The organism is Castellaniella sp., assembly GCF_041677825.1.
Taxonomy (GTDB): Bacteria; Pseudomonadota; Gammaproteobacteria; order Burkholderiales; family Burkholderiaceae_B; genus Castellaniella.
Map to the genome: position 1 here is coordinate 1 of NZ_JBAYPG010000023.1, position 13,826 is coordinate 13,826.

A 13,826-nucleotide genomic window follows, 5' to 3' on the forward strand; every position below is an offset into this window, starting at 1 on the left:
CCGTCACGCGCGGAGAAACACCCGCCGTGCCTTCTAAAAACTGTTCCAAACGCTCGATGCTGTCGAGCCGTTCTTCCTGCATATCGATCACCATGCCTCATGATCGACGACTTCTACCTTCCCAGCTTCAGACTCATCTCATGTTGGAAACACAAGACCCCGCTCAGACTCATGTCATATTGGAAAAGACTGAGCCTCGACAAAATCGCCTGCATTACAGTAAAATGAGAGGTTTGCTGGACTATTTAAGTGGGCAGCATATCCGGATAGCATCGCCATAACGACAATCAAATGCTGGCTCGTGCCGGCCTGACATCCACAGGGTCTGGTCTGCACCAGCACAGCCGAAAACTTGAAATGCCCGCCAAAAAAACTTCCCGCCCCACAAACAACGAGGCCATACCGCTGGGCGAGCGTGCCTATCGGCACATCCGTAACGCCATCCAGTCAGGCGATCTTTCACCGGGCGACCGCTTGCGCGAGGTGGATCTGGCGAAGTTGATCGGGCTGAGTCGCACACCCATTCGAGAAGCGCTGGCCCGGCTCGAATCGGAAGGTCTGGTGACGCATGATCCCATCCGCGGCATCATGGTAGCCGAACTCGACTACAGCATGATCACCGAGCTCTACTACATGCGTGAAGTGCTGGAAGGCACGGCGGCGCGCCTCGCTGCGCAGCACGCCTCCAATGTCGAGATCTCGATCCTCGAAGACCTGTGTCATGAATACGAAGCCGCCATCGGCAACGATTCAGTCCTGTCCCTGCGCAATCGGCAGTTTCACGATACCCTGTATCGTTGCAGCCATAACCGTTACCTGATCAATATCCTGACCATACTGCACGACACCCTGATGCTTCTTGGGCCATCGACCCTGAGAGACCTCACGCGCGCAAAGCAGACCTTGGCCGAACACCGTGCCGTCGTTCAGGCCATCAAGGAACGGGATCCGGAAACCGCCGAGGCCGAATTGCGCGCACACATCCACAACGCACAAAAATTGCGCCTCAAGCAGCTATTCGCGCCACAGGCCAAATCCGTCGCCGACTGACAATCCCACTGACAGCCAGCTTGCCCGCCAACGAGATTGCAGCAGACAGGCAGCCAATGGCGGCATATGTGCCGTCAGAGAGCGGCAAGGTCTGCCAGTACCTCTCGGACACTTGAATCACCAGCCTGCCCGATGATATCCAGAGCGGCACGCGACCGTTCCGCTCCCAGCAACAACCCGGCGGTACCCAGGAATTTGCTTGAAACCTGATCCCAGCTCAGAGGACGGGAGCCAGCCCCCAGATTGACGGGAATATGCTCGGAAAGCGTGTCGCCATTGCTGAAGCGAACGGTCACCTTGCCAGAGAAATATTTCGGGAACTCAGTGTGCTCTTCCGGCTGGCATCGAACCCGCGCTGCAAGTGCGGCAAACTGTGGATTCAGGATTGATTCAGGCGACAGTTCCTGCATGCCGAATTTGCCGCGCACAAGCGACGCAGCGATACCGTACTGGACACTGAATTTCGCTTCATAATCTGTCGTGACCCTCTGCTTCTTGAAGGCGGGTTCAGCGACAATGTGCAAAGTGGGTTCAGGCAGGATGGCAATGATCTCTTCCACCTCGCCCAGGCGCTCGCGCACCTGCGCAGACAATCGTATCGACGCCTCTACACAGGCGTGATTGAAGTGGCAGATCGGATACGGCTTGATCGCGGTTTCCAGCATGCGCCACTCGCTTCCGAGACCGACGGAAATCGCATCCATACTGGCCCGCGCTCCGTGGAGATGCGTTTCGAACAGGCCGAATTTGCCCTCATAGGGTCTGGACGGCCCCAGAAAGCCCGCTTGCGCCATGTATGCTGCAGTAATGCCCGAAAGTGCCCCCCAGCCAGGATGCAGCCTCTTGGTCCAGGCCCCTTCTTCCAGGAACACCTGCACCCCAGCTGCCGTGCTGGCGGCGATGCCCTGCGCCGCGCAGATTTGGCTGGCAGTCAATCCAAGCAATCGCCCGGCGACTGTTGCCGAACTGAAATGCGACACAACCCCGGTGGCGTGGAAACCGACCTCGTGAAACCCCCCCTTGACTGCAGCACCAATGCGAATGGCGACCTCCATCCCCACCACATAGGCAACCAGCATCTCTTTCCAGGAAACGTCGAGATGCTCGCCGAGGGACAAGGCGGCCGGCAGGCTGGCCACGGACGCATGAATGATGCTGGCCATGTGCGTATCGTCAAAATCCAGCCCATGCATCAACAGGCCATTGGCCATGGCTGCGTCACGGGCACTGAGCCGATGCCCAGTGCCGAGCACCACACACCGGCCCGGCGCCCCCGCTGCGATGATGCCCTGAATGGAAGGTGCTGCAAATGGCTGTGTCAGCGAAGCAAGCGCCAGCCCAAAGGTGTCCAGCAGATGAACACGGGCCTTCTCCTGCACGGCATCCGGCAGATCGTCGTAACGCACGGCACTAGCCACGCGGGCGATATCCATCGCCAGGCTCGGGTTTCCTTCCTCGGATATCCTCGCATCCGGCACAGATACAGCGTCCATGTACACTCCAACAAAATAGATCAGGATGACTTCAGTTCACGACGCGGACCCATGTGCACCGACAGGGGGAATGGGCAAGCGATAGAATCGCACCGCGTTGTCATGAAAAAGTGCGTTTTTCTCCGATGGGGTCGCACCGGAGGCGATGCGCTTGAAGGCATTCCATAACACGTGGTAGTTGCTGGCACTTCGATCCACCGGGAAATTGCTTTCGAACAGACAGCGCTCCGGGCCGAAAAAATCAATACAGGTTTCAAAATAAGGCCGCCAATCGTCAGCGAGGGTTCTGGACGATGGCGGGTTGGGCAGATCAAAGTAGCGATAACCAAACACAGCCGTACCCAGGCCACCAAGTTTCACATGCAGGTTGTCGCAGGAAGAAAGCTTCTTCATGAGAGGCTGCCACTGCTGAATGACCTCGGAACCCTTGCCCTCGCAGGGGCCTACACCAAGAGGGCAGCCGATATGATTGATCATGATCGGAGTATCGGGAAACGCGCGCGCAAGCTGAAACAGGTCGTCGAGCTGATCGTGGTACAGCCAGGATTCAAATGAGAGATCAAATTTCTTCAGGCGCGCAAATCCACGTTGAAAATCCTTGTTCAAATACAGACCCTTGGGGGGGCGCGGCAATACACCATGCTTGAAGTATTCGTTGTATGCGCCCGAGTTGCGAATGCCGCGGAACCGGCTGCCAGCAACCTGCAGATGGGCCTCGAGTACTTCGTCGACGGACTCGCCGAGCATCAGGTCAGCATACCCCACGATACCGGATGCCACTTGTCGGCGCGCCTGGTCGGACGGTGAAATATCTCCAATGATCGACAGCACCGATTCGGTCTCGCCAACCGGACGCAAATGCTCTGGGCCTGTCGTACGGTAATTCAGGCCACACTGCACATAGACGGTTGCACGGACATCATGCCCGGAATCCAGATCTTCCAGCAGGTCTTTGGCGAAATAGCCACCCCAGTGATCGGAAAAATGATGATGAGGATCGATGATCGGCTGTTCAGGATCGACAATGGGTTCAATGCGACTCGCAAGCCAGACCTTGTCCGGACTGCAGTGAGTGATCTGTTGCAACTGATTGTCAGGCATCTTGTAATCCTCCTGTTGAAAAACCCCGCCCGCTCTGGTGGTCTGCCGAATCATCACGCGGCATCAGATCCCGAGATACGCCTTGCGCACGAAAGGATCATCCAGCAACTCGTTACCCTTGCCGGACACGACAATCTCACCATGTTCGAGCGCATAGGCATGATGGGCCAGTCGAAGGGCCAGCCGCGCATTCTGTTCCACCAGAATGATCGACATGCCACGCTCGGTATTGAGACGCTCGATCGCCAGGGCGATTTCGGCAACGACCTTCGGCGCAATGCCCAACGATGGCTCGTCCAGCATCAGCAGCCAGGGCCGGGCCATGAGGGCCCGCCCGATCGCGACCATCTGCTGTTCACCGCCTGACAGGGAGCCTGCCAATTGGCTGCGCCGTTCGTGAACACGTGGAAACAGTTCGTAGACTTCATCCAGCGACGCCTTGATGTCACTGCGGGATTTCACTGCATAGGCTCCGACCAGCAAGTTGTCCAGAACCGTCATGCGCCCGAACAGATACCGGCCTTCAGGCGACAGGGCAACCCCGCGCAGCACACGATTTTCCGGAAGTTCATCATGCACCTCGGCGCCCCGGATCCGGATCGTCCCGGAATGAGTCGGCACCAGGCCCATCAACGCCTTCAACGTTGTACTCTTGCCAGCCCCATTCGAGCCAATCAACGCAATGATCTCGCCCTCCTCCATGCTGAACGTCACATTGCGCACAGCGACCAGCGCACCATATTTCACAGTCAGTGATTCGACCTCAAGCATGCGCATATTCGGGCGCCCCCAGATAAGCTTCAACAACCGCAGGGTTGTTCCGAATTTCCTCGGGCGAGCCCTCTGCTATCTTCTCACCCTGCACGAGGACGATGATCCGGTGACATAATTCCATGACGATCGCCATGTGATGCTCGACAAGCAGCAGGGTAAGCCCATGATCCTGCTGCAGACTGCGCAGGAGCACCGTCAGTTCGCGGCATTCTTCATGATTCAGGCCTGCTGCAGGCTCATCGAGCAGCAGCATCGAAGGCTTCGATGCAAGCGCGATTGCAATCCCGAGGCGCTTCTGCAAACCATAGGCCAGCGCCCCGGCCTCGACATCGCCCCAGCGCTGCATATCGACCAGAGCCAGCAGGCGATCGATCTCTGCATCGACCTCATGGTGAGCCACCAACCCGTTCGTGCGCCCGACCAGCCGGCGTACGGATGAATTGTGGATGCGCGACAAAAGTCCACGGTAAAGGTTCTGTCTGACAGAAATATCAGCATAGGTCGAGGTGGATTGAAAGGTACGCGCCAATCCGGCCACTACAATGCGGCTGGTCGAACGGTTGGTGATATCCACCTGATCAAAGAGCACCTGACCGGCCGTACAACGCACAGTACCGTTGATCAGATTGAAAGCCGTCGTCTTGCCCGCTCCGTTGGGCCCGATCAGACCGACGATTTCTCCCTTGCCGACAGAAAACGTCAGCTTCTTCACGGCCGTCAGGCCACCATACTGCTTGGAGAGGTTGTTGACCTTCAGATATTCGACAGTCATTGTGGCACCCGTGTGCGCTTCCAGATACGCCCAGGCAAGCTGACCAGCCCGCCCGGAAGAAACCTCAGAATCAATATGAGTGAGATACCGTAGAAAATGTGCTGGGTCTGCAGCGCACCACGGAAAATCTCGGGCAGTGAGGTCAGCACGATCGCGCCCACCACGGGCCCCCACAATGAACCACGCCCACCGATCACGAGCATTGTGACCAATGCCACCGAAATGTTCAGATTGAAGGATTCGGGAGACACGAAGCCGATATAGCGTGCCATCAGTACCCCGCCCAATGCGGCCAATGCACAGCCAATCATGAACGCAACCAACTGCAGCCGATAGACACTCAATCCGGTCGACTCCGACAATGGCCCGTTCTGGGCAACCGCCATGAACGCCTCGCCAAGCGGGTGCTTGAATATCTGGTGAGTCAGGATCAATGACAGGACCACGACAACGATCATGAGCCCATAGAAACTGGGACGTGTGTCGAATACGAAACCCAGCAATTCAAAGGACGGAATGGCCGAAAGCCCATTGGCACCGCCCGTGACTGCGGACCAGTCCATCAGTGCCAGCCTGGTCAGTTCGGCGAATGCAAACGTGACGAGAACGAAGTAAACACCTTTCAGGCGCAGTATCACGCCCCCCAGGACAAGGGCAATGAGGGCGGCAAAGATGATTGCAAACACGCCCGCGACGAGTGGACTCAAACCGAAATGAATGGACAGCAGAACCGATCCATATGCGCCAAACGCCACAAAGGCAGAATGACCAAATGAAAGCTGCCCCGAGCGCTCGATGATGGACAACCCGTTGACAATCAATATATTGAGCGCAATCAATATGGCAACGTGCAGAATGTATGGACCCATGAAGGTGGGCCATATTGCCAGACAGAGAAGTATGATGATTCCAATATGGACTGCCTTGAATCTGCTACCCGATACTACCGAAGTGGATTGGTTCTGCATATCACACATCGCCCTTTCCGAGTATGCCCTTGGGCATCAATACCAGCATGATGATGACCACCAGGAAGATGACCATATCAGCCGTGCTGCTTTCAAAGAACAGGCCGGCGTAGCTTTCCGTGAGGCCAAGTGCCAGACCAGCCACCACCGCACCCGGAATGCTGCCCAATCCGCCCAGAATGACGACGATGAAGGCTTTGAGCAACGGCGTCGTACCGCTGAATGCCGAGACGACGAACAACGGCGCCATCAGGGCCCCAGCCACTGCTGCGAGCCCGACCCCCAGACCAAACCCCAAGGGGTAGAACACGCGCGCTGGAATCCCCTGAATGGACGCGATCTGAAAATCCTCGACTACGGCACGCAAAGCACGCCCCAGCCTGGAATAGCGCAGGAATACATACAGCAGCGCCAGCACCAGAATGGCGAAGACAACGACATAAATGCGTGAATTCGGTATCACGATGGTGCCGATGCGCGTCGTACCGGTAATGACCGCCGGCATCGACAGCGGATCGGGACCGAAGATCAGCAAGGCGCCATTTTGCAACACCATGGCCAACCCGATGGTAACGATCATCCCGTTGAGTTCATCCCTGCGCAGCGGTTTGAGGATGACGTATTCAAGCAGGCCCCCAACCACAATGGCAGCAACCAGCGTCAGCACCACCGACGCCAGAAACGGCAGATGAAACCCCGTGGTCAGAACATACGCCCCAAAGGCCCCGAGCATGTAGAATTCGCCATGCGCAAAGTTCACCATGCGCATCACGCCGAACACCAGCGTGAAGCCGACTGCCATGAAAAGGTAAAGCAGGCCGACCACCAGCCCGTTGACGGTGGCCTGCGCAAGCAACATAGTGAAATCCAAGGTGCATCCTTACTGAGTCATTCAAAAATCCAGCTCACTCGCATTTCTCGGTCGAACATGTTGCGCGAATGACCTCGGTACCATCCACCACTTCGGCCACATAGAACGGTACGGCCAACTGACGGTTGATACCGTAGTCTTCCTGGCCTGTCCAGTTCAACGTGCCCAATGCCCCTTCGAAATTCGTGAGATTTTCCATCTCGCGGCTGATCTTGTCGGTGTCTGTCACGGTACCGGCACGCTTCATGGCCTCGAACAGCATATTGGTACCGTCATAGAACGACGGGCTGAAACCGTTCATGGCAGATTGGTATTTGGCCTGATATTTGTCCATGTAGGCCTTGGTCGATTCCAGCCCGGGATTCAGGGGCGTATGTACCAGCATCCCTTCGGTGGCGTCCTTGCCCGCAACGTTGACGATATCCGCAGTGGCTGGACCGCCCGTGCGGACGATCGTACCCGTGAAGCCAAGCTCGCGTGCCTGCTTGACGATCAGGCCAGCCGTAGAGGGCGAGTTGCCATCGAGTTCGATGCCATCGATGCCTTTGGCAAACATGCGTGTCAGCAGCGGCACGAAATCGACCCGGTCACGCTCGAACAGTTCGACCGCCACGAGATCCGCACCCGCCTGGCCATAGGCGGCCTTGAGGTCTTCAGCAATGATCTGCCCGGACTCGTCATTCGGGAACAGGCCGCCCACCTTCTTCAGGCCCTTGGTCTGTACCACCCAGTCGATCTGGGGTTGTGAGATTTCCGTGGTCGTGATGCAGACCCGGAATGCGTGCGGCTTGTCCGGCCCCAATGCCTTGGGTGTGAACGCCATCATGACCGTCATGACGTTGTTCTTTTCCGTGATCGGCAATACAGCTACGGCAGGCGCCGAACCCAGCGGGCCAATGATGAAGTTCACCTTGTCTTCATGCACCAGTCTGTTGGTGACAGTGACAGCCTCGTTGGCCTGATACTTGTCGTCATAAGCGACGAGTTCGACCTTGTATTTCTTGCCGTCGACTTCAAGGCCACCGTCTGCATTGACCGCATCCGCCGCCAGTTCTGCACCATTTTTCATGGCCAGGCCCCAGGCTGCACCAGGCCCTGAAAGAGTCACCATGACGCCCAGTTTGAGCGTCTCCTGGTCAGCGGCCAGCGTCGGCGCTGACCCAAAAGCCATCAAGGCCAGGCTGACGCCGATGGCAGCGGGAATTCTGCGGATTTTCATGATCTGCCTCCAATCTGATATGGAAAAATACTTGAAGTTACATCTGGATATTCATGCCGCGGTAACTGGGCATCATTCACACGCTTCCACCGAACACGTCGCCAGGATCACTTCTTCGCCATCGACCACCTTGGCGACGTAGAATGGAAAATCCAGCTGGTGGTCGATACCGTAGAGTTCCTTGCCGGTCCAGTTCAGCGTACCGAGGGCACCTTCGAAATTGGAAAGGTTCTCCATTTCCTGGCTGACCCTGGCAGAATCAGTCACTGTCCCAGCACGACGCATGGCCTCGAACAGCATCTTGGTGCCGTCATAGAATGACGGGCTGAAACCATTCATCGCCGAGTTGTACTTCGCAGCATATGCATCGATATACGCCTTGGTCGAGGGACGCTCCAGGCTCAACGGTGTGTGCACCAGCATACCCTCCGCGGCATCCTTGCCCGCTACGTTGACGATATCGACCGTCGCTGGCCCGGCAGTGCGCACGATTTTGCCCGTGAAGCCCAATTCACGAGCCTGTTTGACGATCAGGCCAGCGGTCACGGGAGAATTGCCATCCAGTTCGATGGCATCGATATTCTTTGCCAACATGCGTGTCAACAAAGGCACGAAATCGACGCGATCACGCTCGAAAAGCTCAACAGCCGCCAGATCTGCACCTGCCTGACTGTACGATTTCTTCAAATCGACCACGATGGACTGGCCCGTTTCATCATTCGGAAACAGGCCGCCCACTGTCTTGATGCCTTGTGTCCTGACCAGCCAGTCGATCTGCGGTTGCGACATCTCAAGCGTCGTGGCCACAACGCGATAACTATAGGGCTTGTCGGCCCCCAGGGCCTTGGGCGTGAAAGCCATCATGATCGTGATCACGCCATTTTTTTCTGTGATCGGCTGAACTGCTGCGGCCGGGGCCGACCCCATCGGGCCAATCATGAATTTGACCCCATCCTCGAAAATCAGACGATTGGCTGCAGTGACGGCCTCATTGGCCTGGTATTTATCGTCATATGCAACCAGTTCGACCTTGTATTTCTTTCCTGCAACGTCGAGCCCGCCCAGCGCATTGACCTCGTCTATCGCCAGTTCGGCGCCGTTCTTCATTGCAGCGCCCCATGCAGCACCAGGCCCCGACAAGGTGACGAGAGTACCCAGCTTCAGCGTATCCTGCGCCACGGCGAGGCCGGAGATCGACAGCAGCAACGCAGTTATACACACGGCATGAAAACCCGTGGAAAGCCTGTGAATGGACATATTTTCCCCAACCCTCCGACTAGAAAAACCCTGGAACATCTTGATGAATTTCTTTGTATACAACTGCATGTTAAATGATCTGGTCATGGATAGAATCTAGGGTCTACCCTTAAATAACAGGCCGGTGGTGATAAACAATCCGAACCGAACGGTGCTGTCGATGAAAAGTCGCCCAGCCACCCTAGAATGCAGATATTTCCCGCAGTTGGTCAGTGTCTGTACCTGATGTGAATAATGCGGTGATGCGCGTGATGTCATCAATGGTTTCCAGTGAACCCATGAGCCGGAAAGCAGCTCTGGCATTGTCTTCTGGAATCAGGATCTGCGCGCAGTGTCCGAATTTTTCCCACATTTCGGCGTCCGACATCGGATTTGAACGCCCCCGACCCACGGTACTATCGAGAGAATCCACAATGCGGCGGCCGTTCTTCAGATTGAGTTGTATCTCAGCCCCGAACTGCCCGCCCTGTGCATCGGCATCCTGATCCAGAGGCATGACCTGCATATTGGCCATGAGCTGCCTTACAGATGCTTCGAAAATGGCATCATCCAGAAAATGCGCCAAGCTGACGTGCCGGCTGACAAGCGCACGGGCAACAGCGTACTGAATTGAAAACTTCGCTTCAAGAGACGATGTCGGGTTCGGGTTATTCGTGTGTGGCAATCGGCGTCGATGCGTTTTCACCACGATGTCGCGGATGCTGTCAACGGGCAGGTCGTATGCCTGCTGGATCTTCAGTGCCACCATGACGGCAGGGTGTGTGCTGCCACAGCAGGGGAACTGCTTCAGGCCCATGTCCATCCCAAGCACTTCCAGCGGCTCCGCCCATCCAGCCAGCATCGCTGACGGATCATGCATGCCGGGCCCGTTGTAGACATCCAGAAAACCCTGCCTGTGCTCCAGTGCCCCGATGTTTGCACTGTACCCACGCTCGGCCAGCAAGGCACTGAACAGGCCCTGACGGGCACACTGGCCGATATGCAATGGTTTGGTCATGGTGCCGAAGTTGGCCTTGATGCCCGCCGCCATCGAAGCAGCCAGAGCCAAAGCCACAGCCATCCTTGATTGATCAAGGCCGATGAGATACCCGCAGGCAGCACTGGCACCAAAAACCCCCAGCGTCGATGTAGGATGCCAACCCTTCTCATAATGTACGAAATTGACTGCGCGTGCGATTTTGATCTCGGTTTCGACACCCACGACATAGGCATCAATCACTTGCCGACCCGATGCTCCCCGCTCTTCTGCAAGCGCAAACAGTGGAGCAACCAGAGGCGCCGACTGGTGCCCTCCAAATGGCTGGCTGAAGTCGTCAAAATCCAATGCATGCGAACTGGTGCCATTGATGAGCGCAGCATCCAGCGCCGAGGTTTTCCGGGCACAACCGAACACGGTGGACTGTCCGGGGGCCTGCGCAAGCCCCGACAGCCCATACAGCAGTTTGACCGCTGGCTCGGTCATGCCAGCCAGGGTGACCCCGATCGTGTCGATAATCGCCAGCTTGGACAGCCGCACGGCCTCGTCCGTAATGGACGCCAGCGGAAACCTGCAAATTCGTTCTGCAAGCTGCTCGGCCAGGGGCGAATCTGATTCAATAGCCACCATATTGCTCCCGCGTGGCCAGCGGCCCCAACGGGCCCCTGGCATGTTCTTCATGTGGACGATAATTACTCAGGCTGCATAAGCGGCGGCACTTTCGCCAGCCAATTTGCCAAAGACCGAGCCCGACATCAAGCCAGTCCCACCTGGATAGTTCTCATAGAAAAGCCCCCCCACCAACTCTCCAGCAGCGTAGAGGCCAGGAATCGATTGATCTGTAAGGTCCTGCACTTCACCCTTCAGATTGATCTGCAGACCGCCAAAGGTGAACGTGATGCCTGTCGTTGTGACAAAGGCGACGTAAGGCGGCTTGACCAGCGGCAACGCCCAATTCGATTTGGGCGGCGTGATGCCCGTTGTTTTCTTTCCGTCCAGAATTGCCGGGTTGTAGGGCTGATCGCCGCAGGCGGCGTTGTATTCTGCCACGGTGGCTGCCAGTGCAGAAGGATCCAGCCCAAGTTGCTCTGCCAGACCTTCGATGGTGTCGGACTCGGCCTTGGTGACCTGCTTGATGCGATATTCATCGCGCAGCATGTCGACCGTTTGCTGATCGAAAATCTGGATGGCGGTGCGTTCGCGCTGTTTCATGATTTCAGCACCGAACTTCGCATAGGTCAGGTTGCGGTAGTCTTCCCCTTCATCGACAAAACGCCTGGAGTCCAGATTCACCATGATCCCCAGGGGGTAGGAATGCTTCTGGAAATTATCGAGCACCCAGCGATCGCCATAGGGCGGTGCCGAAATGTCCCACTCGCAGGAATGACAGCCGGACCAGTTTCCATAAGGACGCGCACCCGCTTCGATGGCCATGAAGATGCCCGCACCCATATTGTGTCGCGTGCCACGCACCCGACAGAGATCCCATCCGGGCCCTAGATAGCGAACGCGCATCTCCGGATTGGATTCAAAGCCACCACACGCAAGGATGACCGCCTTGGCGCCAATTTCACTGTACCCTTCAGGGGTCAGCACACGCACCCCGGTGATCGAACGGTCCTCCTGTTGCACCAGCCCGACGGCAGCCGTGCTGTAGCGGACTTCGACACCGAGCTTGTTCAGACGCTCGATCTCGGACGTCACCAATCCGGCGCCGCCGCCAACCGCCTCGATGTTGACGCCGCCATAAAAGTGGTGTTTGCCATCGACCATGAATGATTGGCGCCCATACATCGGCAGAAAACGCACGCCATGGCTCCTGAGCCAACCCATGGTGGCCCGGGACTTGTCGATCAGGAGCCAGGCCAGATCCTCTTGCGATTGCCCCTTCGTGACGTCCATGAGTTGATCGAAAAAGAATTGGCGATCGTGTGGAGGCAAGACGATCTTTTCCTTTTCCTCTTCTGTCAGGTCGATCAGGATGTCCTTGCACACGTCATCCAGCCCGTCATGGGCAAAGCGGAATCCTCCCGCGGTAAAAAATGAATTGCCACCCATTTCCCCTTCCGGTGCACTTTCGAGCACAAGAACCTTTGCGCCATTTTCATGCGCGGAAAGTGCGGCACAGAGGGCTGCGTTCCCAGCGCCTACAACAATTACATCGTAATGAGTCTCTGACATTGTTTGGCCCTCCAAGTGCCAACCAGCTTTCGATCGATAAACCATCATGACACCCTAGAACGCTAATGTACACAAAAGTATATCTAGGTATATTTCGTATGGTATGTGAAATCGGGATATCAATCAAGGCCTGTCGATCAGCCTGCAGCCAGCACGGACTTGCCGATCTGACGCCGCTCTTCGAGAGCGGCATGGGCCTGGGGGAGATCATCGAACGTATGGCGTGAACCGATGGTCAGGCGCAAGGTGCCGTCTTGCAGCGCATGAAACAGATCATCCGCTCGGGACTGCACCATGGCACCATCCGCGAGATAGTCGGCCAGCCGGGGACGCGTCAGGAACAATGATCCCGCCTCACCCAGTTCGATCGGATCCAGATCCTGCACCGAGCCTGATACGGAGCCGAAATTGACCACAAGCCCACGTTTCCGCGTGGCCCGGAAGCTGTCGCGCAGTGTCGAGCGACCTACAGCATCGAAAACCACATCCACGCCAGCGCCAGCCGTCAGTTCCCTGACAGCATCCGCAAACTGCCCGCCACCGTATACCAACACATGGTCTGCACCGCAGGCCTTTGCAATGTCCGCCTTGGCGGCCGTACTGGCAGTGGCAAACACCGTGGCACCAGCGCGCTTGGCGAGTTGCACCAGCAACTGACCGATACCCCCGGATGCAGCATGCACCAGACAGCTCCGGCCTGGACGCAGGCGCCCCAGATCGTTGCACAGGTAATGCGCCGTACTACCCTGAAAGAGCAGGGCCGCTGCCGAATCGAAGCCCACGGCCTCTGGAATGCGCGCCAGTCGCGTCACAGGCACAAGAGCAAACTCCGCATAGCTGCCCCATGCGAGACACCAGGCCACACGCTCTCCCGCGTGCCATGCGTCAACACCCGGACCGACCCTGACGATATTGCCGGCCCCTTCCATACCCAGCGTCACGGGGATACGAACAGGATATGTCCTTGAATTTGCGTACTTTCCCTGACGGGTATGGACATCCATGAAATTGATGCCAGCAAAGGCAACACGCACCAGAACTTCGCCCGGCCCTGGATCCGGAATCGGCACGTCCTGAAACAGCAGAACCTCAGGGCCGCCGTAGCGCTCGATACGAATGGCTTTCAAATTTCACTCCATGTCAGTCAGCCACTGCAGCAGGCGC

The 13,826-nt window shown here is 57.0% G+C and carries 12 protein-coding genes; 1 reads left to right on the plus strand and 11 read right to left on the minus strand.

Annotated elements, in window-relative coordinates:
• The first annotated feature begins 357 nt into the window (after positions 1–357).
• Positions 358–1,050, plus strand: coding sequence for a GntR family transcriptional regulator (locus tag WCY17_RS10255; protein WP_372702088.1), 693 nt, complete (start codon positions 358–360; stop codon positions 1,048–1,050).
• 74 nt (positions 1,051–1,124) lie between these two features.
• Here the strand turns inward: WCY17_RS10255 and WCY17_RS10260 are convergent, their stop codons facing one another.
• The 11 genes from WCY17_RS10260 to WCY17_RS10310 all read right to left on the minus strand — a co-directional run bounded on the left by WCY17_RS10260 (position 1,125) and on the right by WCY17_RS10310 (position 13,789).
• On the minus strand, positions 1,125–2,543 hold the full coding sequence (locus tag WCY17_RS10260; protein ID WP_372702089.1) for an MmgE/PrpD family protein: 1,419 nt from the start codon (positions 2,541–2,543) through the stop codon (positions 1,125–1,127).
• 36 nt (positions 2,544–2,579) lie between these two features.
• Positions 2,580–3,644: an amidohydrolase gene (locus WCY17_RS10265; protein ID WP_372702090.1), complete on the minus strand. Its 1,065-nt coding sequence runs from the start codon at positions 3,642–3,644 to the stop codon at positions 2,580–2,582.
• Between the two features lie 63 nt (positions 3,645–3,707).
• The gene (locus tag WCY17_RS10270; protein ID WP_372702091.1) at positions 3,708–4,421 is read right to left on the minus strand and encodes an ABC transporter ATP-binding protein; all 714 of its coding nucleotides are present in this window, start codon (positions 4,419–4,421) and stop codon (positions 3,708–3,710) included.
• Positions 4,408–5,190 carry an ABC transporter ATP-binding protein gene (locus WCY17_RS10275; RefSeq protein ID WP_372702092.1) on the minus strand — a complete coding sequence of 261 codons (783 nt, stop codon included), beginning with the start codon at positions 5,188–5,190 and terminating at the stop codon, positions 4,408–4,410. Before WCY17_RS10275 ends, WCY17_RS10270 begins: the two co-directional genes overlap by 14 nt.
• Positions 5,187–6,059: a branched-chain amino acid ABC transporter permease gene (locus tag WCY17_RS10280; RefSeq protein ID WP_372702093.1), complete on the minus strand. Its 873-nt coding sequence runs from the start codon at positions 6,057–6,059 to the stop codon at positions 5,187–5,189. Before WCY17_RS10280 ends, WCY17_RS10275 begins: the two co-directional genes overlap by 4 nt.
• Positions 6,060–6,159: 100 nt before the next feature.
• A complete protein-coding gene (locus WCY17_RS10285; RefSeq protein ID WP_372702094.1) occupies positions 6,160–7,029 on the minus strand; it encodes a branched-chain amino acid ABC transporter permease in 870 nt (289 codons plus the stop codon).
• A gap of 34 nt (positions 7,030–7,063) precedes the next feature.
• The gene (locus WCY17_RS10290; RefSeq protein ID WP_372702095.1) at positions 7,064–8,248 is read right to left on the minus strand and encodes an ABC transporter substrate-binding protein; all 1,185 of its coding nucleotides are present in this window, start codon (positions 8,246–8,248) and stop codon (positions 7,064–7,066) included.
• Between the two features lie 72 nt (positions 8,249–8,320).
• A complete protein-coding gene (locus WCY17_RS10295) occupies positions 8,321–9,544 on the minus strand; it encodes an ABC transporter substrate-binding protein (RefSeq protein WP_372702096.1) in 1,224 nt (407 codons plus the stop codon).
• 142 nt (positions 9,545–9,686) lie between these two features.
• Positions 9,687–11,162: an MmgE/PrpD family protein gene (locus tag WCY17_RS10300; protein ID WP_372702097.1), complete on the minus strand. Its 1,476-nt coding sequence runs from the start codon at positions 11,160–11,162 to the stop codon at positions 9,687–9,689.
• 15 nt (positions 11,163–11,177) lie between these two features.
• Positions 11,178–12,662 (minus strand): FAD-dependent tricarballylate dehydrogenase TcuA, encoded by a 1,485-nt coding sequence (gene tcuA, locus WCY17_RS10305; RefSeq protein WP_372702098.1) that lies wholly within the window; start codon positions 12,660–12,662, stop codon positions 11,178–11,180.
• Positions 12,663–12,799: 137 nt separating this feature from the next.
• Positions 12,800–13,789, minus strand: a complete 990-nt coding sequence (locus WCY17_RS10310) for a quinone oxidoreductase (RefSeq protein ID WP_372702099.1) — start codon at positions 13,787–13,789, stop codon at positions 12,800–12,802.
• Positions 13,790–13,826: the final 37 nt, after the last annotated feature.